This window comes from Rhizobium sp. O111, from assembly GCF_055616315.1.
Genome location: NZ_JBSHXL010000001.1, coordinates 763417 through 784070 on the forward strand (window position 1 = coordinate 763417; position 20654 = coordinate 784070).

At 62.8% G+C, this 20654-nt stretch carries 21 protein-coding genes and 2 pseudogenes; 13 read left to right on the plus strand and 10 right to left on the minus strand.

Translation table 11 applies throughout. The annotated features are described in order from the left end of the window. Window positions 1–59 precede the first annotated feature (59 nt). The 7 genes from ACVTFQ_RS03805 (at window position 60) to ACVTFQ_RS03835 (ending at window position 5184) form a co-directional block, all read left to right on the plus strand. A complete protein-coding gene (locus tag ACVTFQ_RS03805; RefSeq protein ID WP_111560996.1) occupies window positions 60–1619 on the plus strand; it encodes a Na+/H+ antiporter subunit D in 1560 nt (519 codons plus the stop codon). After that, window positions 1616–2089 carry a Na+/H+ antiporter subunit E gene (locus tag ACVTFQ_RS03810; protein ID WP_047507614.1) on the plus strand — a complete coding sequence of 158 codons (474 nt, stop codon included), beginning with the start codon at window positions 1616–1618 and terminating at the stop codon, window positions 2087–2089. The genes ACVTFQ_RS03805 and ACVTFQ_RS03810 overlap by 4 nt, the downstream gene beginning before the upstream one ends. After that, on the plus strand, window positions 2086–2508 hold the full coding sequence (locus ACVTFQ_RS03815; RefSeq protein WP_111560997.1) for a cation:proton antiporter: 423 nt from the start codon (window positions 2086–2088) through the stop codon (window positions 2506–2508). The genes ACVTFQ_RS03810 and ACVTFQ_RS03815 overlap by 4 nt, the downstream gene beginning before the upstream one ends. Further along, window positions 2505–2837, plus strand: coding sequence for a monovalent cation/H(+) antiporter subunit G (mnhG, locus tag ACVTFQ_RS03820; RefSeq protein WP_181459182.1), 333 nt, complete (start codon window positions 2505–2507; stop codon window positions 2835–2837). Before ACVTFQ_RS03815 ends, mnhG begins: the two co-directional genes overlap by 4 nt. A 443-nt stretch (window positions 2838–3280) precedes the next feature. Next, the gene (locus ACVTFQ_RS03825) at window positions 3281–3712 is read left to right on the plus strand and encodes a Ros/MucR family transcriptional regulator (RefSeq protein ID WP_018901192.1); all 432 of its coding nucleotides are present in this window, start codon (window positions 3281–3283) and stop codon (window positions 3710–3712) included. Window positions 3713–3926: 214 nt separating this feature from the next. Beyond that, entirely contained in the window at window positions 3927–4364 is a 438-nt protein-coding gene (locus ACVTFQ_RS03830; RefSeq protein WP_111560998.1) for a helix-turn-helix domain-containing protein, read from the plus strand. Then, a complete protein-coding gene (locus tag ACVTFQ_RS03835) occupies window positions 4357–5184 on the plus strand; it encodes a DUF6456 domain-containing protein (protein ID WP_111560999.1) in 828 nt (275 codons plus the stop codon). Before ACVTFQ_RS03830 ends, ACVTFQ_RS03835 begins: the two co-directional genes overlap by 8 nt. Before the next feature lie 28 nt (window positions 5185–5212). Here ACVTFQ_RS03835 and ACVTFQ_RS03840 read toward each other — a convergent pair whose 3' ends face one another. Continuing rightward, the gene (locus ACVTFQ_RS03840; protein ID WP_111561000.1) at window positions 5213–5635 is read right to left on the minus strand and encodes a SufE family protein; all 423 of its coding nucleotides are present in this window, start codon (window positions 5633–5635) and stop codon (window positions 5213–5215) included. Window positions 5636–5838: 203 nt separating this feature from the next. After that, window positions 5839–6366 (minus strand): DUF5330 domain-containing protein, encoded by a 528-nt coding sequence (locus tag ACVTFQ_RS03845; protein ID WP_111561001.1) that lies wholly within the window; start codon window positions 6364–6366, stop codon window positions 5839–5841. A gap of 453 nt (window positions 6367–6819) precedes the next feature. Between ACVTFQ_RS03845 and ACVTFQ_RS03850 the strand changes: the two genes are divergently transcribed. The 3 genes from ACVTFQ_RS03850 (at window position 6820) to ACVTFQ_RS03860 (ending at window position 9836) form a co-directional block, all read left to right on the plus strand. Beyond that, on the plus strand, window positions 6820–8361 hold the full coding sequence (locus ACVTFQ_RS03850; RefSeq protein ID WP_111561002.1) for a sensor histidine kinase: 1542 nt from the start codon (window positions 6820–6822) through the stop codon (window positions 8359–8361). Continuing rightward, window positions 8333–9415 (plus strand): peptidoglycan-binding domain-containing protein, encoded by a 1083-nt coding sequence (locus ACVTFQ_RS03855; RefSeq protein WP_111561003.1) that lies wholly within the window; start codon window positions 8333–8335, stop codon window positions 9413–9415. The genes ACVTFQ_RS03850 and ACVTFQ_RS03855 overlap by 29 nt, the downstream gene beginning before the upstream one ends. Before the next feature lie 64 nt (window positions 9416–9479). Beyond that, a complete protein-coding gene (locus ACVTFQ_RS03860; RefSeq protein WP_047507600.1) occupies window positions 9480–9836 on the plus strand; it encodes a DUF1491 family protein in 357 nt (118 codons plus the stop codon). 6 nt (window positions 9837–9842) lie between these two features. On the opposite strand, the pseudogene ACVTFQ_RS03865 reads toward ACVTFQ_RS03860, so the two are convergent. The 3 genes and pseudogenes from ACVTFQ_RS03865 to ACVTFQ_RS03875 all read right to left on the minus strand — a co-directional run. Beyond that, window positions 9843–10514, minus strand: a pseudogene (locus ACVTFQ_RS03865) (DUF2336 domain-containing protein); the annotation flags it as partial. 378 nt (window positions 10515–10892) lie between these two features. Next, window positions 10893–11312, minus strand: a pseudogene (locus ACVTFQ_RS03870) (DUF2336 domain-containing protein); the annotation flags it as partial. 224 nt (window positions 11313–11536) lie between these two features. After that, complete coding sequence (locus tag ACVTFQ_RS03875) at window positions 11537–11743, minus strand: hypothetical protein (protein WP_018898959.1); 207 nt, start codon at window positions 11741–11743, stop codon at window positions 11537–11539. A 532-nt stretch (window positions 11744–12275) separates the two neighbouring features. Here ACVTFQ_RS03875 and ACVTFQ_RS03880 point away from each other — a divergent pair. After that, window positions 12276–12464, plus strand: a complete 189-nt coding sequence (locus ACVTFQ_RS03880; RefSeq protein WP_111561004.1) for a hypothetical protein — start codon at window positions 12276–12278, stop codon at window positions 12462–12464. A gap of 11 nt (window positions 12465–12475) precedes the next feature. Here the strand turns inward: ACVTFQ_RS03880 and ACVTFQ_RS03885 are convergent, their stop codons facing one another. From ACVTFQ_RS03885 to ACVTFQ_RS03895, 3 genes are all read right to left on the minus strand, one after another. Beyond that, window positions 12476–13027 (minus strand): DUF1254 domain-containing protein, encoded by a 552-nt coding sequence (locus tag ACVTFQ_RS03885; RefSeq protein WP_018898956.1) that lies wholly within the window; start codon window positions 13025–13027, stop codon window positions 12476–12478. Then, a complete protein-coding gene (locus ACVTFQ_RS03890) occupies window positions 13020–13607 on the minus strand; it encodes a DUF1214 domain-containing protein (protein ID WP_026283084.1) in 588 nt (195 codons plus the stop codon). Before ACVTFQ_RS03890 ends, ACVTFQ_RS03885 begins: the two co-directional genes overlap by 8 nt. Before the next feature lie 1246 nt (window positions 13608–14853). Then, window positions 14854–16983: a transglycosylase domain-containing protein gene (locus tag ACVTFQ_RS03895; protein ID WP_047507597.1), complete on the minus strand. Its 2130-nt coding sequence runs from the start codon at window positions 16981–16983 to the stop codon at window positions 14854–14856. 185 nt (window positions 16984–17168) lie between these two features. On the opposite strand from ACVTFQ_RS03895, the gene ACVTFQ_RS03900 reads away from it, so the two are divergent. Further along, complete coding sequence (locus ACVTFQ_RS03900; protein ID WP_146618457.1) at window positions 17169–17660, plus strand: YcgN family cysteine cluster protein; 492 nt, start codon at window positions 17169–17171, stop codon at window positions 17658–17660. A 21-nt stretch (window positions 17661–17681) separates the two neighbouring features. Here the strand turns inward: ACVTFQ_RS03900 and ACVTFQ_RS03905 are convergent, their stop codons facing one another. Together ACVTFQ_RS03905 and ACVTFQ_RS03910 are read right to left on the minus strand one after the other, a co-directional pair. Then, entirely contained in the window at window positions 17682–18026 is a 345-nt protein-coding gene (locus tag ACVTFQ_RS03905; RefSeq protein ID WP_018898950.1) for an MmcQ/YjbR family DNA-binding protein, read from the minus strand. 48 nt (window positions 18027–18074) lie between these two features. After that, window positions 18075–19457 carry an HD-GYP domain-containing protein gene (locus ACVTFQ_RS03910; RefSeq protein ID WP_111561006.1) on the minus strand — a complete coding sequence of 461 codons (1383 nt, stop codon included), beginning with the start codon at window positions 19455–19457 and terminating at the stop codon, window positions 18075–18077. 319 nt (window positions 19458–19776) lie between these two features. Between ACVTFQ_RS03910 and ACVTFQ_RS03915 the strand changes: the two genes are divergently transcribed. Continuing rightward, on the plus strand, window positions 19777–20349 hold the full coding sequence (locus ACVTFQ_RS03915; protein WP_313760899.1) for a hypothetical protein: 573 nt from the start codon (window positions 19777–19779) through the stop codon (window positions 20347–20349). The last annotated feature ends 305 nt before the right edge of the window (window positions 20350–20654 follow it).

Sequence of the window (20654 nt, forward strand, 5' to 3'; positions counted from 1 at the left end):
AGGGGGGTGTATCCGCACCACGCCCACCCGCACCACCCCCAAGGGAGGCCACCCCCTAAATGGCCACTCCCACCCAGCCCATCACCGACCTCTCCGCAGCCCTCGTCACATCCCCCGTGCCGATCGCCCACTGGCTCGTCATCGCCCCGGTGGCGCTCTGCATCACGCTTGGCGCCATCCTCCTGATGGCCCGCGGCTCCGTGCGCCTTCAAGCCTCACTCGCCATCCCCGGCCTCGCGCTGCTCGTCGCCCTCGACGCCGCACTCCTCGTCAAGGTCATGGCCGACGGCCCGCTCACCATGGTGATGGGCCGCTGGCTGCCGCCGTTCGGCATCGCCTTCACCGTCGACACGCTCTCCGCCGTCATGGCGCTGACCGCGGCGATCGCCGCACTGGCGGGCGCCATCCACGCGCTCTCCGATGTCGACGACACCGGCCGGCGCTACGGCTTCTTCCCGTTCCTGATGATGCTGATGGCCGGCGTCACCGGCGCCTTCCTCACCGGCGACGTCTTCAATCTCTACGTCTGGTTCGAGGTGCTGCTGATCTCGTCCTTCGGCCTGCTGATCCTGGGCTCCGAGCGCAAGCAGATCGACGGCGCGATGAAATATGCCGTCCTCAATCTCCTCGGCACCACGCTGTTCCTCATCGCGGTCGGCATTCTCTATGCCATCTTCGGCACGCTCAACATGGCCGATATCGCCAGCAAGGCCGGTGAACTGAGCGACACCGCGCCGCTGACGACGCTGGCAGCCCTCTTCCTGCTCGCCTTCGCCATGAAAGCGGCCGCCTTTCCGGTCAATTTCTGGCTGCCTGCCTCCTATCACACCCCGCGCATCGTCGTGTCGGCACTCTTCGCCGGCCTGCTCACCAAGGTCGGCATCTATGCGCTGATCCGCGTGCTGGTGGTGCTGCTGCCGCTGGAGCGCGAGGAGCTCAGCCTGCTGATCGCGATCACGGGTGCTGCCACCGCCATTCTCGGCGCGCTCGGCGCGCTGGCGCAGGATGATGTGAGAAAGCTGCTTGGCTATGTCGTCATATCAGGCATTGGCAACATGCTGATCGGCATCGCCATCGGCACGACAGGCGCACTGTCCGGCACCGTCTTCTACGCCCTGCATTCCATGCTGCTGATGACCGCACTCTATCTCGCGGCCGGCCAGATGGCCTTTCTCGGCGGCAGTTTCTCGCTGACGAGGCTCGGCGGTCTCTATCGCCGCAATGGCCTCTTCGCCGCCATCTCGCTCATCCTCTTCTTCGCCGCCTGCGGCCTGCCGCCGTTCTCCGGCTTCTGGCCGAAGCTCATCCTCGTCAAGTCCTCGCTCGATGTCGGTGCCTGGTGGCTGGCGGCGGCCGTGCTGGTCAGCGGCTTCCTGACGACGATCTGCTTTGGCCGTGTCTTCCTGCTCGCCTATTGGCGCCCGGCCACCGAAAGCGCCGAAACCCATGTCGCCACCGGCTGGCGGACGATGCTGCCGCTCCTGCTTCTCACCGTCTTCATCGTCGGCTTCGGCCTGCTGCCGGAGCGCCTGCTGGCGCTGACGCAATCCGTCGCCACCGAGCTCACCGACCCCTATCCCTATATCGAATCCGTTTTCCCGGGAGGCGTCGCGCCATGATCGCCTTGCTTCTCAATCTCCTGCTGGCGATCGCCTGGGCGGCACTCAGCGGCAGCACCTCGGCGCACAATCTCGTCTTGGGCTTCGCGCTCGGCGCACTGGCACTCTTCCTCGTGCGTGAACCCTTCGGCAGCAAGGCCTATCTCTGGCGCCTCTGGGCGATCACGTCGTTGGCGCTGCTGTTCATCAAGGAGCTCGCAATGTCCGCCATCAAGGTGGCGACAACGGTGCTCAGCCCGAAGATGAACCTGAAGCCCGGCATCTTCGCCTTTCCGCTCACCGTCGATCGCGATTTCGAAATCACGCTGCTCGCCAACATGATCACCCTGACGCCGGGAACGCTCTCGGTCGATGTCTCCGATGACCACAAGACGCTCTACGTCCATGCGCTTGATTGCGCCGATCCGGATGCGATCAGGCGCGATATCGCCAATGGCTTCGAGCGCAAGATCATGGAGGCCTTCCGATGACGCCTGACGCGATCGTCTCCATCTCGGCATCCGTGGCCCTTGTGATCCTCGCCGCCACCTTCCTCGTCGCATCCTGGCGGGTCATCGTCGGGCCGACCTTGCCCGATCGCATCCTGGCGCTCGACACGCTCTCGGGCACGGCGATCGGCTTTCTCGCCGTCGTCGCGGTCAAGACCGGCTTTGCGCTCTATATCGATATCGCAATCTCGCTCGGCCTCGTCGGCTTTCTCGCCACCGTCGCCTTCGCCCGCTTCGTTCTGTCGCGCGGCCCGTTGCCCGCTTCGGCTGGACCGATGGCGGCGCAAACGGATAAAACCGTCCGCCCGGCCTCGAAAAAGCCCGATGCGAAGGTGAAGAGCGATGCCAAGTTGAAACCCAAGACCACGCCCGCGCGCAAGACGAAGAAGGACAGGACATGATGGATTACGTCGCCGCCATCGTCGTTTCCGTGCTGCTCATGGCGGGTGCGCTTTTCGCGCTGGTGGCCGCCCTTGGTATAGTCAGACTGCCGGATTTATACACGCGCATGCACGCCGCCTCGAAAGCCGGAACGGTTGGCTCGGGTCTGTTATTATTTGCGGCCGGGATCGAATCAGGAGAAATCGCCGTATTTGCACGTTCGCTTGCTGGTTTCGTGTTTTTTATACTGACGGCACCGGTCGCCGCTCATCTCTTGGCCAGGGCGGCACACAAGACAGGTTATCGTCTGTTACCGCCTTCGGTGCGCGACGATCTTCTTGAAAGGTAAGAGCGCTATATATTCAAGATTTTAAGCAGTTTTTTGCAGTTTTAAGCAGATGTGAGGATGATTAATGTTTCCTTCGCGCTATACTAATTCTTGGGATAGAGGCGTTTTTTGACGGATATATATGAAATATTAATTGGCGTTTTCGCAAAACGGTGATAATTGATGCTCAAGTAGAGTTCTGATATTGAATTAGAATCACATTGCATAATTCCTCGGTCGCTTTGAATTTCAATGTTTAATTGAGGGTCGTGTGCGGGTGTGTGCGTACTAATGCAAGATCAGGCAGTATAAGAACGGGTTTCGGCCTCAGGAATCTAGGGGTGGATTTCAGTTTTTCGAAACATGTAGCCGCAGACTGAGTTTTTTGCTGTTCGCTCTACGATAGCGGTCCGGGGCCAAGGAGGCTCTAGACCTTTTGAGCATGCAAACAGGAGAAACGAAATATGACGGATACTGCAGCCGGAAGCGGGCCAGAATTGCTGGTCGAGCTTACCGCGGATATCGTCGCAGCGTATGTCAGCAACCACGTCGTGCCGGTTGGCGACCTCGCCAATCTTATTTCGGACGTGCATTCGGCGTTGAGCAACACATCGACGCCGACACCGGCCATGGCTGTCGTTGAAAAGCAGAAGCCTGCTGTCTCTGTGCGCAAATCCGTCCAGGACGAGCAGATCACCTGCCTCGAGTGCGGCGGCAATTTCAAGTCGCTCAAGCGCCATCTGATGACTCACCACAGCCTCTCGCCTGAAGAATATCGCGAAAAGTGGGATCTGCCGGTCGACTACCCGATGGTAGCACCTGCCTATGCTGAGGCGCGCTCGCGCCTTGCCAAGGAAATGGGCCTTGGCCAGCGCCGCAAGCGCGGCCGCGGCTGATAGATTTGTCGCATTGAACGATCACGATCAGCCGGGCGAGAGCCCGGCTTTTTCGTGTCTGGCTTCAAGGCGACGAGGAAAATAATCCCAAATAATTTCAATCCTCGTTAAAATTCGTGAGCGAAATCAGCCGAAATCGATCGAGGCGCGCTTTCGTTTATCCCCGTTCCTGTATAGCGTGTATGAATTAATTCCTATTCATAGGAGTATTCATATGCCGATTGGACATTTTTCCCCGCCCGGCGCCGCGAATGCGCCGCTGTCCCCGCTTTATGGGGAAGAGCAGACCACCCTTTCAAGGGATGATCGACCGCCGTCCGCCACGGATGCCGTGCGCGCCGTCTGCCGCATCTGCCAGGAAGTCACGACCGAGATGGTGATGATCGCCGGCCAGCGTGTGCAGATGCGCCGCGACCGCCGCCGCACGCTCTGCCACATCAGGCAGATCGCCATGTATGTCTGCCATGTCGCGCTGCAGATCCCGCTGCATGAGATCGGCACCGGCTTCGGCCGCGATCGCACCACGGTCAGCCATGCCTGCCACGTGGTCGAGGATCGCCGCGACGACCCCGCCTATGACGAATTCGTCGCCGCCGTCGAGCGCACCGTCAATTCCATCTTCCGATCCGGCGGAGGATACGGCCATGAGTAAATCGGCAAAGACCAAGACAAAGCCGGCCGCGTCGCGAAAGCCGATGGTGAGACTGCTGAAGTTGCTCATCCGCAGCGAAGCGCGCCGACATCAGGGCGAGGGGAGCGATATCGACCTCCTCTTCGCCGACGGAACGACCGCCGGCTTTCCCTCAGTCCTTATCGCCGAAGCCCGCGCCTCCGGCCTCATCGAGGAGCAGGGCGATCTACTGCGCGCATCCAATCAGGCCCGCGCCTATCTGCGCCGCGCTGCCGCCGAGGCCGATGAGGCCTTTCTCACCCAGCACGCGGATATCGAGACAAGCGCCCGGGAGGTCGACGGCGTCGTCAGGCGGCTGCGGGTCAACAAGGATGAATCGCCGCTCGCCAGTATTGAGCGTTTGAAGGACCGCGACGGCGCTGCCTTCATGCCCGAGGCGGCGATCAAGGCCGGCGAGAGGCTGCATTTGGATTTCACCCGTGCCCAGCTGCAGCCGCGCGTCACCGCCTCCTGGGAGCCGCGGCTCTCAAGCCGCGCCAGCGGCGGACGCGGCGGCATGGCGGATCTGACCGACAGCGCCGTCGCCGCCCGCCTTGCCGTCAACCGCGCGCTGGAGGCGCTTGGGCCGGAGCTGTCAGGCGTGGCGCTGGATGTCTGCTGCTTCATGAAGGGGCTTGAGACGGTCGAGCGCGAGCGGCAATGGCCGGTGCGTTCCGCCAAGCTGATGCTGCGCACGGCACTCATGGCGCTCTCGCGCCACTACAATCCGCAACCGCCATCCCGCCGCCCGCGGATGGAGCATTGGGGCACGCCGGACTATCGCCCGGAGCTCTGGTCCTGATCGGTCAGTCAGAAAAGAAAGGCTGGCTTTACGCCGCCGCCCGCAGCCGCGCTTCCTCGCGGATGCGGTTCACCATCGAGCGCAGGCCGTTGGAGCGCTGTGCCGAGAGGTTCTCGACAAGGCCCATCTTGCCGAACACCTCGAAGGCATCCAATGCGGCGATCTCGGAAGCGGTCTTGCCGGAATAGGTGGCGAGCACGATCGCCACCAGCCCGCGCACGATATGCGCGTCGGAATCGCCCTCGAAGGTCATCACGGGATTGTCGCTGTCGTCGGATACATGCGTTACCAGCCACACCTGGCTGGCGCAGCCCATCACCTTGTTTGAAGACGTCTTCTTCTCGTCCGCGAGATCAGGCAACGCCTTGCCGAGTTCGATCACATAGCGATAGCGATCTTCCCAGTCGTCCAGGAAGGTGAAATCGTCGATGATCTGATCGAGGGACGTCATGCAAATGGCCTTTCGTTGTCTCCCGATCATATAGGGGAGATGCGGCCAGATTTGAACTGTTAAAAAGAAACGCCGCGAAGGATGGGCATCCTCGCGGCGCAGCAAATTGCTGAAGAATAAACAGGGCAGGCACGTCAGGCACAGGGCGGGGCCATTGGCCGGCGCCGGTGCAAGCTTGGGTGCGGCGGTGGCCGCGGAATTCGTTAGATCGCCGGACGCGGGGTCGGCAGCGGAATGGTGCCGGTCGTGACCCGATCGGTCGCGACATGGGCGGCGGCCGGGCTGTCCTCGCCGTCGTCAACAGGCGGGCGGTAAGGCATCGGCTGGTTCAGCGCCACGGTACGATCATCGCGCAGCTGCTGCGGAGCGGCTGCCGTTGCCGGCTGTACGGCCGTCGCAGGCGCCAGGCCAACGGAAGGTGTCGCGGTCGTGGCAACAGTGGCGCTCTTGCCGCTGCCGAACTTGCTGTCGAGCAGTTCAAAGGCAACGAGGGCGCCGGAGCGGGCCCGCTCGCCGAGAACGCCGAGCGTATTGGCGCCCTTGGCGCAAACCTCAGGCTTCTCGCCGCACATGCCGCTCAGATAGTCATAGGCGCCGGTCACGGCGACGAAAGCGTCTGCAATCTGCAATGTCGATCCGGTCTGCGTGTTCGTCTGGCGCTCGCCGCTGAAGAACGACAAGGCGACGAAAAGAAGCCCGAGCCAGATCGATGATTTGAATAGAAACCACATGTTCGTTGCCCATCCTGTTTTCCCGCTCGGTCTTGCCGCCGAATCAGGTCCGTCTTCCGGTGTGATTTCACCCTAGCCAAAACTTGCGAATGCCGGTTTTCGAAACTCGGTGGCATTTGCGTCAAATTTAGTTCAAATTTTAATCGAAACCGCATTCGGCGCATTTCGGTCGAATTGTAGCCATTGGCGTTAAGCATGCCATGAGCCACCTCCTGTAATTGCAGGCTTTCCTCGAAGCGCGCTCGCCCCAAGCGTTAACGACTTGCCGAAAAATGAGCGAAATCCGTCGCTTACTCGCTGTTAACCGTAAAAAACAAAGGGCCCTTCCGGTGGCCCAAAATGGGACTTTTCGCGCTTTCCGGCTGGGGAGCGGCAGTTTCCCTTATTCTTTCCTTAAGCGCCCGGGGCCTATTCTTGGGCCTCTGTGAAGAGCCTTTTTAGGGCGGGTATTGCGTGCTTGTATTGAGTGACATCGTGGATCGGGCGACAGCCCTCGTGGACCGGGCGGCGGATCGCTGGCTCTCCCGGACGGGAGGAAGTGCCGCGGTGCGCCAGCGTGAGCTGACCATCCTGCGCCGGCTTGCGCTTCTGTCTTCGGCAGCACTTGTCGTCGCCCCCGCTGCTCTCTCCATCGTCACCAGCCCGGCCGTTGCGCTTCCGGCGGGCGTTGCCGCCGTCGTCGGCGGTTTCCTGTTTTCGGCCGTCGGCAGCATCGCTCTGTCGCGCCAGAGCATCGTCACATCGGGTGTCGCCACCCAGTCCGCCGAAGAGTTCTTCATGGAAGCCTCGTCCGGCCTGATCCTGTTTCTCGATCCGCAGGGTTCCGTCGTCAATGTCGGCGGCCGCGACAAGCGCGATTATCTCGCCTGGATGCGCGCCCCTGACGGGCGCGGCTTTATAGAGCAGATCCACGTCTCCGACCGCATCCTCTTCCTCCAGGCGCTCGACCGGCTGCGCCAGGGCGAGGAGCAGGCGATGGTCGATCTCCGGCTCGAGCGTCCGTCGGTCTCGGTCGACAATCGCCAGTTTTCCCATCTCAGAACCGATCTCACCGCGCGCCGCGACAGCGATGGCGCGCTTGTTAGCGTCGTTGCCCAGCTGCGCGATGTCTCCGCCGAGCATCAGCTCCGCGTCGAGGCCGAAGCCCATGCCGCCGATGCCCGCTCGGCCAATGATGCCAAGTCGCGGTTCCTGGCCGCCGTCAGCCACGAGCTGCGCACGCCGCTCAACGCCATTCTCGGCTTCTCCGATATCCTGATCGGCGAGTATTTCGGCAAGCTCGCCAATGAGCGCCAGCGCGAATATGTCGGCCTCGTGCGCGATTCCGGCGCGCATCTGCTCTCCGTCGTCAACACCATGCTCGACATGAGCAAGATCGAGGCCGGCCGCTACGAGCTGGTGCTGGAACCCTTCGATATTGCCACCGTCGTCCGCTCCTGCGAGGCCATGCTCGGGCTGCAGGCCAAGACCAAGGGCGTGTCGCTGACAAGCCGCATCCAGCGCGGTCTCGACGAGGTCGTCGCCGATCAGCGCGCCATCCAGCAGATCCTCATCAATCTGGTCGGCAACGCCGTCAAGTTCACCGAAGCCGGCGGCGCGATCTCCCTTGACGCCTCGGTGCGCGACGGCATCCTGACGCTCTGCGTCTCCGATACCGGCATCGGCATTCCGGCCGACAAGCTGCAGCTGCTCGGCCAGCCTTTCGTGCAGATCCAGAACGATTACACCCGCCGGTTCGAAGGCACGGGCCTTGGCCTGTCGCTGGTCAAGGGCTTGGTCGCGCTGCATGGCGGCGATTTCGCCATCGCCAGCACGCCGGGTTCCGGCACCATCATCACGATCTCGATCGCGGCGGATGGCTCCGGCGTTCCCGTCATGGATCTCTCGGCCAATCACCCGGTCGAGTTTCCGCCACGGCTGAAAGCGTCGACTGGCATGACCGACATCTTGGAAGAGGGGCTTTTCGATGGCCGCGAGCAAGCGAAAATCGCCTAAGGGAAAGAGGGGCAGGCAGAAGCCGAGCCTTCTTCTCACCGGGGCTGCCGCCGTTGGCGGTTTGGGGCTGCAGGGCATTGGCGTGCTCGGCGGCGTCATCGGCCGCAATCCGTCGATCACGGGCGGCACGGCCGCCTTCCTCGTCATCTTCTCCTTCGTCGCCGCCAATGCGCTCTGGTATCAGCCGGGCGTGCACCCGCACCCGTTCCTGCGCACCCGTGACAGCCTGTTTCCGAGCGCGCTGATCGGCCGTCCACCGGTCGAGGAACACACCGGCGAGGTCACCACCTTCAAGATCGAGCGCGAGGGTGAGGGCGAGGCGAACAGCGCCGAGACCACCAACGCCGTGCCGCCGGCGCCTGTGGCCGGCCAGCCCGCCAACCAGCTGGTCATGGACATCCAGGCCGAACTCGTCCGTCGCGGCCTCTATAACGGTGCGCCCGACGGCGTCATCGGCCCGCGCACCAGCGCCGCCATCCTGTTCTTCGAGGAAACCGTCGGCATGCCGCAGAGCGGCGACGCCACGCCCGAAGTGCTGGCAGCACTCAGAACCGACTCCATCGGCCCATCCGCCATTCCCACCGAGCGCCCGCGCGAGGATGTCTCGGCCCAGGCGCTTGCTGAAGACCCGGTCGCCGCCGCCATCCGCAGCGCCGAGCACCAGGTGAAGACCGCGCCAACGCCAAAAGCGGCCCCCAAGCCCGCCCCGGTTTCGGCCCCGGCAGCCCAGGTGCCGGTCAGGCAGGTTCCGGTCCAGAAGATCTCGGCCCCGAAAAACGCGCTGGAGGCCGTTCCGGCCAGGCAGACCTCCGTCGCCCGCGCCGCCGCAACCCCTTCAACCGCGCCGTCATCGACCTTGAATAGCGTCGATCTGGTCCTGAAGATCCAGCAGGGCCTCGTCAACATGGCCTACACCAATGTCGGCGTCGACGGCGTCGTCGGCGAACAAACCCGCGTCGCCATCCGCCATTTCCAGAAGCACTACAACCTGCCTGAAAACGGCGAGCCCAGCGAGGCGGTACTGAAGAAGCTCAAAGATATCGGCGCGCTCTGAGCGCCGATCAAATGCGCGTCGCCGCCGCGTTGCGGCTCCGTGCACACCGGTCTATACCGCCTGCATGAGACTTCGCACCGACATCTTCGTATCCGCGCTGCTGCGCCGTGTCTTCGCCAAGGGCGATTTTGCCGCCGTCGAGAAGAAGGGCGCCGACGAGGCTGGCGCGGTCTTCATCCGCCAGCATTTTCGCGATGGCTCCGAGACGCTTTATGGCCCGGCGCCTCAAAGCTTCTTCGACGAGGAAGACAGCGGCGAACGGCTGTTCGAGATCAGGCTCGAGCGCAAGGATGCCGAGGAGATCAGAACGATGCTGGAGCGCGAGCGCAAGTTCGACAACGACCTCTGGATCGTCGAGCTCGAGGCCGATGATGTCGCCGATATCGTGCCGCTCGCCAAGGAGCGCGACGACCGCTTCTAACTCAGATCAGCGCGAACGTCCGACGAGCCGCATGGCGCGCGCCGGCGGCTGGTGGACGGCGCGGGCATGCGAGGCCTGCTGTGCGACCGGATGGGGCGCGGGGGCCTGTTCCGGCAGATAGGTATAGCTGTCGGCCCGGCGCCATGCCTCGACGCGGTCGCGGCACTCTTCCGGATCGAGCGCATCGAGCACCATCCAGGCGCGGGTGACGCTGTGCTGCGCCTCGGCGAGATGCGGATAGAGCTTTTCGAGAACGAAGACGGCGTCGGAAAAATCCATGCCGATGCTGGTCAGCGTCGTCGCCATCTGCTGGCCCGACGTGTCAAGCATGATGCGTTCGGCGAGCCAGCGGCTGGCCGACAGCGTATCGGCAAGCGCCGTTGCGAAGGCCACCGCCTCGCGGCTGCGGGCAAAGCGCACCAGCAGCGCCGACTGCAGCGTCGAAAGGGTGCGAAGACCGAGCCGGTCGTTGTCGTCGCGACCAAGATGGCGCGCCAGACCACGCAGCGTGTCGCGAACCTCTTCCTCGCGCGCGCCGCCGTTGGCGGGCGTCTCGGCGGTTGCCGCCGGGGCAGGGGAAGGTGTTGACCGAACGCTCGGCTGTTCGCCGGCTGCAGAAGGCGCCTCGGCAATCTGCGTCGGCTCGACGGGACGGACGGCGATCGTCTCGACCACCACGACCTCGGCGTCGGTTTCGATGGCTACGGTCTGCACTTCGACGGCGACAGGCGTGGCGGCAAGAACGGACACCGTCTCGGTGACGACAGGCGCGACTTCGGTGACCACGGACGCCTTTTCGGTGGCCAAAGGTGCAGCCTCTGGGGCAACGACCACCACCTTGTTGATCACGGGCGTCGCCTCGACACCCGCAGCCTCGACAGCCTCGACAGCCACAGCAACCGGTTCGCTGATCTCGACCTTTACGCTCGCGGTCTCTGCGATGACCTTAACCTGTCCAGCCTCCGGCGCAACGAACGGCATCGCCGCACTCGCCAGTGCCTCCGCGACCTCGGCTCTGTCGACTGTTGGCGCCGGCTCGATCGTTTCCACCTGCCGCTTCGGCGCGGCATGGCGCAGCCCGACCAGCACGTCGATCACCCGCGGCGACAGCGCATCGCGGCTGACGATGGCGCGCATGTGCTCGACGCCCTGCGTGCGAGCAACCGTGATCAGCGTATCGTCGTCGATGGCAGGCGAGGAGATGAGGAAGGGGGCGGAAATGGCGATCGGCTGGCAGCCGATGAACAGCGCCACGGCCTGCGGAATGGCGGCGCATTGCGATAACGCTGCAACGGCCTGGCGCTTGGCGTCATCGGAGGAGGCGACGAAGAGGGGGGTGAACAATTCGGCGAACTGGCGAAGCTCCGATCGGGTCGGCGGCTGCAATCCCTCGAAACTGCTCACTGTCGCCATGAGAACCACGTCCTTCTTCCGGCTCGCGGAGGGGGCCTCTAGGTCTCGAAACCGGTCACGCACAAAACACACCCTGAACACGCTAGAGGGATGCCGCTGGCCTGGACGCGAAGACGCCTCTACCACATACGGGATATGAACAAATCCTACAGGGACACGGTTAACCGTTGCTGAAGATTTGAGGGGAATCGTCCCGAAATGGTGCTGTGCAACATCAACGGTCGCGGCATCGGCCTGCCCGTTCGATGCCCGTTAAACGAGTGATGTGGATGACTTGTATGGACGGCTTAAAGCGCCCGGTGTCCGCGCAGCGCGGTGAGCAGCCTGTCGGGGTCGTCATAGCCGGACTGATAGAGATCGAGCGCCGTGGAGGCGGCGACCTGCGCCTTCGAGCTCTTGATGTCGATGCGCTTTTCCGCGCACCAGGCATCCAGCGCATGGCGCAATATATCGAGATCCTCAGGCGAAAATGTCGACCCAATCATCAGAGACATCTGTCTGCCCACCCTGGTTAACCGTCAGACCCAGTCCCCAGATCAAATCCAGGGTCGGCCGCGTTTTGCCCTGCAGCCGATAATGCGACCTTAGCGGCATCTCGGCGAACTGCAATTAATATTTTTGTGAGGTAAATTTGTAACATCGGTGATGGCGGAGCCTGCCTCTGGCGCTGTATCGCTAACTATATGATTTATAGCTAAAATTTGCGACCCATGGAAACGGCGAATCTTTGCGATCGGCATGCAACCAAAGGGCGGGCCCCTGCGTTTTAATGGAGACGTCGATCGACAAGGATTCTGCGGCCGAATTTTAATATTCTGTTAACCACCGTCTGTCTCAATCCGGGAAGCAGAACGCGCTCCTCGTAAGGGGCGCCATCATACGCATCACGGTATTGTTCACGATATGCCGTGAGAAAGGCGCGAATGACCCGATGCCGGCAAACCCGGCCAAGGGTGCGCCGGTCCGCGCAGGCGGGCAGGGTGAGATCTGAGCTTCATCCGTCTCGGGCAGTGCAGGGAGACGACAATGGCAATAGTCATCGCATTGGCTGATCGTCTATCTCGGACGCCAGGCCGCAAGGAAAGATCATCAAGCGTGGAAGGATCGCCGCTCGAAGCGCAGATCCTGCTTTACACCGGCGTGCGCTACGAACGCCTGACAGACCCCGACAAGCCGGCGTCGGTTCGCCGCGCGTCGCGGTCGAAGACCAAGTAGTCCAGACGGCGTTAGTTGGAGGGAGCGAATTCCTCGCAACCGGCTTCCGACAGGAAGCTCTTGGCCGCCGCGTCGAAGCTCGTCTGCGGCGCCAGCGTTCTCAAAACCGCGTATCCGCCCGACCGCGTCGTTTCGACCAAGATGGTTCTCTGAAGTTCCTGCGGCAGCGACTTGCGCAATTCGGTGAGCTGGATCGGGCTGCCGATCAGGATATCAACCGCGCCGCCGACCGAGGTCCGGTCGTTCATGCTGAAAATCTCGTTCGACGCATCGTCGAACAGCGCGATCGACCAGAAGGGCACGTTACCCCTGGCCGTGAACCGCACCGGGTTCTCCTCGATATCGAAGGAACAGACGGCGGTCCGCACGAAGGGGTCGTCGTTGGAAAGCCCCGCCGTATCCTCGGTGCCTCCGAGCAGATAGAACGTATCGAGATCGCCTTCGGACGCGACGCGCGTCGCCGCATCCTTGCCGGTGAAATGCGGCAGCGACAGGATGATGACGAGATGCAGCAAAGCGGCGCCGAAAAGGCCGGCCAGAAGCGCGAACAGAACCCTAAGCATTGCCGCACCCAGTCTTTTCAAGCTTCGGCATCGCCAGATCGATGACACCGGAACTGCCCGCCGTCGGCGTGTCGAACAGCGTCAGCACCAGCTGAAACGTGCCGGCCGCCGGAAGCGCCAGCCAGTTGTTCGGCCGCGCCCGGGTCGAGATGTCGATGGTGAAGCTGCTGTCCGGCTGGCGCAGCACCGTCCACGAATTGAGCGCACCCGGCAGCCCCGGCTGCAGCGAGGCCGGGTTGCCGGAATTATCAGATGTGAACAGCGTCCAGATCCGCGCCGGCGGCGTCTGCCCGGTGATCCGGTAACTGCACCCCGCCTCCAGCCGATTGCCGGCGTCATCCACCTTGGCGGTAAACATCAACCCCTCTGCCGACCCATAAAGCAGCCGGCCTGCGCGCGCCCGGTGCGATTTCGCGTAAGGATCGGCATTCTCCGTCTGCAACTCCGGAAACGCCTCCCATGCGCCAAGCTTGATGGCGCCGAAGCCGGCGGTCGCATTCAGCGCATAAAGCGAAACGAGTATCCCGCCGCCGAAAGCGATTATCAGCGTCATCGCGATAAAGAGAGGAAATCGAAACACCGGTCGCCCTTGATAGCCAAATCAGTTGAAAGGGTTACCACTGATTCTGGCTGGGCGGAATGGTGGAGGGGGAAAAGGTGGGGGCGATGAGCGTCGACCGACCACGACTTCGTGGAACGCCGGCGGCAACCCAGCCTCGACGTCATGCTCGGTCTTGTGCCGAGCATCTGCCGACGGTGCCTCTCGAGCGACGGTAATGGACACGTGGCGCCGCACAGGGCATCCGCACCGTTGCATCCGGGGAGGCGTGCTTAGATCCTCGGGACGAGCCCGAGGATGACGTCGTGTGTGTGGTTTTCGCTTTGGAAACAAGCGGTTGACGGTTGTCTTCATCCGCTGTGAGAGCCGGCGGCAACCCACCCTCGACGTCATGCTCGGTCTTGTGCCGAGCATCTGCCGACGTTGCCTCTCGAGCGACGGTAGTGGACACTTGGCGCCGTAGCGTGCATCCGCACCGTTGCATTCTCGGAGGCGTGCTTAGATCCTCGGGACGAGCCCGAGGATGACGTCGCGTGTGTGGTTTTCGCTGTGGAAACGAGCGGTTGCTGGTAGTGGCATTTGCCAGTTAGACCAAAAGCAGCCTAACCCTCACTCTGCCAGTGTCTGCGGTTCAACCGCCGGCGCAACCCCATCCCCGACGTCATGCTCGGTCTTGTGCCGAGCATCTGCCGACGGTGCCTCTCGAGCGACGGTAGTGGACACTTGGCGCCGCGCCGGGCATCCGCACCGTCGCGCCCGTTGAGGCGTGCTTAGATCCTCGGGACGAGCCCGAGGATGACGTCGCGTGTGGGGTTTTCGCTGTGGAAACAAGCGGTTGCCGGTAGTGTTCATCCGCTGTGAGCGCCGACGGCAACCCATCCTCGACGTCATGCTCGGTCTTGTGCCGAGCATCTGCCGACAGTGCCTCTCGGGCGACGGTAGTGGATACGTGGCGCCGTAGCGTGCATCCGCACCGTTGCACTCTCGGAGGCGTGCTTAGATCCTCGGGACGAGCCCGAGGATGACGTCGCGTGTGGGGTTTTCGTTGTGGAAACGAGCGGTTGCCGGTTGTCTTCATCCGCTGTGAGCGCCGACAGCAACCCCATCCCCGACGTCATGCTCGGTCTTGTGCCGAGCATCTGCCGACGGTGCCTCTCGGGCGACGGTAGTGGACACTTGGCGCCGTAGCGTGCATCCGCACCGTTGCATTCCGGGAGGCGTGCTTAGATCCTCGGCACGTTGGCCGAGGATGACGCCGCGGGTGGGGTCACTCCGCGCTAGCCACCTTCTGAGCCGCCAGCGGTGCTGCCGTCTTCAGTTCCTCGCCGATATCCTTCAGCAACTTCGTCGATTCCACCGAGAGCATCCGTGGGCGGACCAGCGGTGGTGGCGCGCCGGCGGCGGGTTTGGTGGCGGCGATGGTCTTGGGGGGCGGGGGGGCGGTGACGCCGGGGATGGCGCGCAAGGTGATGCCCTGGTGGGCGTAGTCCATCAGGCGCTTGAAGGTCATGGCCGGAAGCGTGCCGCCGGTCATCTTGTTGGTCGAGGTGTAGTCGTCGTTGCCGAACCAGACGGCGGTGGTGAAATTGCCGGTGAAGCCGATGAACCAGGCGTCGCGATAGGCCTGCGTCGTGCCGGTCTTGCCTGCTGTCAGGATGCCGTTGTCGAGGGCGGCGCGCCTTGCGGTGCCGACATAGGGCACGCGCGACAGCATCTGGTTCATATAGGCGTCGGCCTGCTCGGAGAGCACACGCTTGGCCGGCGGCTCGTCCTTGTCGAAATCGTAGAGAACGTCGCCGCCGTAATCGAGGATCTGGGTGATGCCGTGGCGCCGCGACTGGTAGCCGCCGGCCGGGAAGACGGCATAGGCGGTCGCCTGGTCCATGACGGTGACTTCAGATGTGCCGATCGGGATCGTCACGTCGTTTCGCACTGGCGATTCCACGCCGAGATTGGTGGCCATGGCCCGGATGGGGGCGATGCCGAACTTCTCCTTGGCGAGGCGGACGGGAATAGTGTTGATCGACTGCGCAACCGCGGTCGCGATCGTGATGCGGCCGGCATAGCGGTTTTCGTAATTGTGCGGGCTCCAGTTGCCCCAGGAGATCGGCGCGTCGACGACGATGCTGTCGGGCGTCATGCCGTTCTCCATGGCTACCGAATAGGTGTAGACCTTGAAGGAGGAGCCCGGCTGGCGCAGCGCCTTGGTGGCGCGGTTGAACTGGCTCTCGCCATAATCGCGCCCGCCCACCATGGCGCGCACGGCGCCGCCGTTTTCGATCATCACCATCGCGCCCTGCTTGGCGTGATAGCTCTCGCCATATTCGCGCAGCGACGTCTCCATCGAATCTTCGGCCGCGTGCTGCAGGCCCATGTCGACGGTGGTGCGCACGATCAGCGAATGCTGGTGGAAGCGCGGCGAAAGCCGCATGGTTTCGTCGAAGGCCCAGTCGAGGAAGAAGTCGGGCGATTCCACCTGGTTGCGATCGACGACGGTGGCCGGGCTGCGGCGTGCCGCGATCACCTGGCCCTCGGTCATCATGCCGCTCTGCACGAGATTGGTGAGAACCTCGTTGGCACGGCCGCGCGCGGCCGGCAGGTTGACGTGGGGCGCGTATTTCGCCGGCGCCTTGAAGAGGCCGGCGAGCATGGCGGATTCGGCCAGATTCACATCGGTGATGTTCTTGCCGAAATAGAACTGCGCCGCCGCCGCCGCCCCAAACGTGCCGCCGCCCATATAGGCGCGGTCGAGATAGGTGGAGAGGATTTCCTTCTTCGACAGATTGGCCTCGAGCCAGAGTGCCAGGAAGGCCTCGGTGATCTTGCGGTCGATCGAGCGCTCGTTGGATAAAAACAGGTTCTTGGCGAGCTGCTGTGTCAGCGTCGAGCCGCCCTGAACCACGCCGCCGGCCTGCGCATTGGTGACGATGGCGCGGAAGAGGCCGATCACGTCGATGCCGAAGTGGCTGAAAAAGCGGCGGTCTTCGGTCGCCAACACCGATTTGATCAGGCTGTCGGGCAGCTCGTCGATCGGCACGGAATTCTGGTGGATGACGCCGCGATGGCCGATGACGTTGCCATAGCGATCGAGAAAGGTGACGGCATAATCGCCGCGATTGCGCCAATCTTCCTTGGTAGCTTCGAATGCGGGCTGGGCAAGGGCAAGCATCAAGACGGCGCCGACCGAACCCCATGTCAGGCCTTCGCCGGCAAGTTCGAACACGACGCGCTTCCAGCCGCGAACGCGGAAGCGGCGGAAGAAGATGGTGATGTCTTCCCAGATTTCGGCGGAGCGGAAACCGGCGTTCCAGATGGTGGAATCGATCCAGGAATCGATCTTCAGCAGCAAGTGGCGTTTCTTGCGCGGCTGCTTTTCTGGATTGTCCGGATCCGTCACGTCTTATATTCCCGCCCGATCAGTCAGTTCGACGCCTGATAGACTGAGGTCGAACTATGGCAAATCTGCCGCTCGCATCCGGGGTAACCGGCGCAGGGTGAATCTTTGGTTGATTTGCCTGAGAAGAACAAGAGAAATGGAAAGCACTCACGCGATTTTGCGGGTGCTGTTGCAAGAACGGAATGATGGAAGAGCAGCCCTTCTGGAAGCAAAAGACGCTGAACGAGATGACCAATGCCGAGTGGGAAAGCATCTGCGACGGCTGTGGTCTCTGTTGTCTCAACAAGCTCGAGGAGTGGGATAGCGGCGATATCTACTTCACCTCGATCCGCTGCAAGCTGCTCGACAGCGAAAGCTGTCAGTGTTCCAGCTACCCCAATCGCTGGGACTTCGTGCCCGATTGCGTGCAGCTGACCAAGCAGAATGTCGACGAAATCCCCTGGCTGCCGCCGACCTGCGGCTACCGGCTGCTGAACGAGGGGCGCGATCTCTACTGGTGGCATCCGCTGGTCTCGGGCGACCCGGAGACGGTGCACATCGCCGGCATTTCGGCGCGCGGCCGCACCATCGACGAGACGGGCATCGATGTCGACAATTACGAGGACTATGTCGTCGACTGGCCGCTGACGGTCGGCGACGATGCGCCGAAGACGCCGGATGAAGTGGGCAATCGCTGAGTGGATTCTGGCTGAATCGACTTATGGGGAAGGGATGACAACGAATTGTCTTTGCAGGGTTTTCGGCGCGGCGTTCTGCCAGGAGCGGCGCACCAGATCCTGCACCAGCGCGTCGCTCGCCAGCTGAAAGAACAGCCGCGTCGAGCCGCGCAATCCCCAGCCGCCGGGAACGGCGATTGTCTCCTTCGGCGACACCGCCAGCGTCATGTGCTGCTGCTCCGGCGTCAGCCTGACGACGCAATAATCCTGCTCCGGCATGGTGAGAAAAATCCTCGTCCGCACGCGAAAATCGCGTGTGCCGTGATGCGCGCTCTCGACCGCCTCGGGCAGGCTGAGCGCGAAGGATGCAAGCTCTTCGCGGGTCATGATCTTTATTTTAGCACAATAGAATATTGTCAGGCCAATCAGAAAAACTCACGCAGCCGCGCGCTGGTCTTCCCTTGCGCCGTCAGGCCGCTCCAGCTCGGTCCTCGCAAGCGCCCGCTGCAGCGCCTCGATGCAGATAGGGTCATGCGCCTGGCCGGCACCTTCCCAGAGGATAGACAGCGCCTTGGAGATCGGCAGGGCGGCGCGATAGGGGCGGTCGGCGGTGAGCGCGTCGAACACGTCGGCGGTCGAGACGATCCTGACTTCCATCGGGATTTCATCGGCCATAAGCCCGCGCGGATAGCCCTTGCCATCCAGCCGCTCGTGATGCGCGCCGCCGATGCGGGCGAGGTCGGAGAAGGCGCCGATATGGGAGAGGATCATCTCCGAGAACTCGGCATGGCGCTTCATCTGGCCCCATTCCTCGTCGTCGAGCTTGCCCGGCTTGTCGAGCACGCTGTTGCTGACGCCGAGCTTGCCGATATCGTGCAGCAGGGCAGCGCGGCGCAACAGCCGGCGGCCTTTCTCGTCGATCCCCATCTCCTCGGCGATCAGATCGGTAAACAGCGCCACGCGGTCGCTATGGCCTGACGTATAGGGGCTCTTGGCGTCGATGACGCGGGCGAAAGCGGCAGCGATATCATCGAGATAATCGTCATCGGCCATGATCGCCTGCTGGCCGGGCTCGCTGTCGAGCACGATCGTCTCCAGCGCTTCTGACCGCAGCGTCCGCCAGAATTCCTCGCGGCCGCCGATGCGGATGAAGGCGGCGGCAAGTGAAGGATCGAACCAGCTGCCGGCACGCTTTTCAATCTCGGCGATGGCGGCCCGCGGCCCGGCGCTCATCTGGAAGATATCGGCCACCTGAGAGACCAGCGCGATGCGCGAATAGAGCGGGATTTCCTCGCCTGATATGCCCAGCGGCTTGCCGCCGCCGTTCCAGTGTTCGTCTAGGCTGAGCACACCATCGGCCACGCCCTCGGAAAAGCGCATCTGTCTGGCGATCTCGGCGCCGCGCTGGCAGCGGGTCTGGATCAGGTCGGTGGCGATGCGTCCGCCGTTCTGCAGGATATTGACGATCCCGCGAAACCGCTCGGCAAGGCCGGCCTGCATGCCGGTATGCGAAAGCACGAAGCGCAGCACCTGGCTGAGGCTGCCGTCGACCAGCTTGAAGTCACGCTTGAAGGAGAGATCGTCGGCCATGTAAAGCTCGCAGATCCGCGCCGCATTGCTGCTGCAGCCGAGATCCTTGAGGAGCAGCGTGTAATAGAGCTCCTGCAGCGCCTCATCCGCCATGCCGATCTCGCGGCCGATATGGGTGCCGATATAGCAGGCGCGGATGCAATGGCCGGGCGGCTGGCCCTCCGTAAGGTCGAGCGCCTTGCTCAACGCCTCGATAATCTCCGCTAGTCGTATCTGGATGGCCTGCATGTCGATCGCCCCTTGCTGCGATCCGTTCTAGCCGTGGGTTTCTTGAGGATTCATTGAAATAGCCAAGAGAAAGGCAAGAAAGCCTATATTTATCAATAGATTAGACATAGATAAATTGCAATTCGACGGGACGTTGCAGGAGGATTTTCCGATAATAGGAAAATAATCCTTGACGGCGTAACGGTGCTTTGATAGGGTTATGGCATAGTCGGAAAGTTGCGGGCAGGGCGCGGCGAGGGGCATGGTCTCCTGGCTGATCTATCATTGCTGCCGGCACCGCCGCTTCTCCACGCAACGCCTGTTGCCACGGGATGTCCCCATGACCGATATCGACGATTTCGCGCCGGAGCTGTTTGGCCTCTGGCCGGCTCACCATGCTTATGAAAACGATCTCGCGCAGGCTCTCGACGTGGACAGGGCCAAGGCGGTGGCCGAGGCCTGTATGCTCGAGACCAAGTCCGCGGCATCGCCGGCCGAAGAGCTGCGGGTGCTCCTGAACGAGATGACGGCCGAGATGCGCGAGCAGTTTTCGGCCTTTCGCGATCTGCGCAAGGCGGCCGAGCAGACGACATCAGGCGGTGGCGACGATGCCGCCGCCAAACTGGCCCGCGCCGATTTGAAGGCCGCGACCGATGCCATGTCACTGATCGTCCGCACGCTGGAGAAGATCGACCAGTTGCAGCGCCAGTTTGCCCGCGACCGCGAGCAGGCCGCTGAGGAAAGCGAAGCGGCGAGGGGGCTCGACCATGTCAAAGCGAAATTCCTCGCACGCATCGAAGAGCGCGCCGAAGCCCGCGCCCGCCAATTGCTGGCCGAATGGCAGCGCGACGGCGCTCCCCCAACTATTGACGACGGACCAGCCCTCGCCAGCCGCGAAGCCGAACCGGATTGAGCGGCGCGTCGCGGACGCCAATACGGGCAAGGTCGCTGGCGCCTTGCTGGACTACAGTCATAAAATGGATGCGATCGTGGCGAAACGGGCTGATGACCGCGCGGTAATCCTGGGTGCAATTGCGCGTGGCACGGCGTTGATCGGGGCGATGTCGCAGCCGGATAACGTGGCGGTGGCAGCGGCGGTTTTCGGTGAGGCTCCGGTGGTCGACGCGGTGGCGAGCGGTGTGCCCCGGTCCGCCAACGCCAACTTCCATGCTGGCGCTGATACCAATGTCAACGGTGGTGCCGATAACGGCGCCGGCG

Coding starts and splice junctions, on each gene's coding strand:
- ACVTFQ_RS03805 (WP_111560996.1), top strand. CDS start 60: ATGGCCACTCCCACCCAGCCCATCACCGACCTCTCCGCAGCCCTCGTC.
- ACVTFQ_RS03810 (WP_047507614.1), top strand. CDS start 1,616: ATGATCGCCTTGCTTCTCAATCTCCTGCTGGCGATCGCCTGGGCGGCA.
- ACVTFQ_RS03815 (WP_111560997.1), top strand. CDS start 2,086: ATGACGCCTGACGCGATCGTCTCCATCTCGGCATCCGTGGCCCTTGTG.
- mnhG (WP_181459182.1), top strand. CDS start 2,505: ATGATGGATTACGTCGCCGCCATCGTCGTTTCCGTGCTGCTCATGGCG.
- ACVTFQ_RS03825 (WP_018901192.1), top strand. CDS start 3,281: ATGACGGATACTGCAGCCGGAAGCGGGCCAGAATTGCTGGTCGAGCTT.
- ACVTFQ_RS03830 (WP_111560998.1), top strand. CDS start 3,927: ATGCCGATTGGACATTTTTCCCCGCCCGGCGCCGCGAATGCGCCGCTG.
- ACVTFQ_RS03835 (WP_111560999.1), top strand. CDS start 4,357: ATGAGTAAATCGGCAAAGACCAAGACAAAGCCGGCCGCGTCGCGAAAG.
- ACVTFQ_RS03840 (WP_111561000.1), bottom strand. CDS start 5,635: ATGACGTCCCTCGATCAGATCATCGACGATTTCACCTTCCTGGACGAC.
- ACVTFQ_RS03845 (WP_111561001.1), bottom strand. CDS start 6,366: ATGTGGTTTCTATTCAAATCATCGATCTGGCTCGGGCTTCTTTTCGTC.
- ACVTFQ_RS03855 (WP_111561003.1), top strand. CDS start 8,333: ATGGCCGCGAGCAAGCGAAAATCGCCTAAGGGAAAGAGGGGCAGGCAG.
- ACVTFQ_RS03860 (WP_047507600.1), top strand. CDS start 9,480: ATGAGACTTCGCACCGACATCTTCGTATCCGCGCTGCTGCGCCGTGTC.
- ACVTFQ_RS03875 (WP_018898959.1), bottom strand. CDS start 11,743: ATGTCTCTGATGATTGGGTCGACATTTTCGCCTGAGGATCTCGATATA.
- ACVTFQ_RS03880 (WP_111561004.1), top strand. CDS start 12,276: ATGGCAATAGTCATCGCATTGGCTGATCGTCTATCTCGGACGCCAGGC.
- ACVTFQ_RS03885 (WP_018898956.1), bottom strand. CDS start 13,027: ATGCTTAGGGTTCTGTTCGCGCTTCTGGCCGGCCTTTTCGGCGCCGCT.
- ACVTFQ_RS03900 (WP_146618457.1), top strand. CDS start 17,169: ATGGAAGAGCAGCCCTTCTGGAAGCAAAAGACGCTGAACGAGATGACC.
- ACVTFQ_RS03905 (WP_018898950.1), bottom strand. CDS start 18,026: ATGACCCGCGAAGAGCTTGCATCCTTCGCGCTCAGCCTGCCCGAGGCG.
- ACVTFQ_RS03910 (WP_111561006.1), bottom strand. CDS start 19,457: ATGCAGGCCATCCAGATACGACTAGCGGAGATTATCGAGGCGTTGAGC.
- ACVTFQ_RS03915 (WP_313760899.1), top strand. CDS start 19,777: ATGACCGATATCGACGATTTCGCGCCGGAGCTGTTTGGCCTCTGGCCG.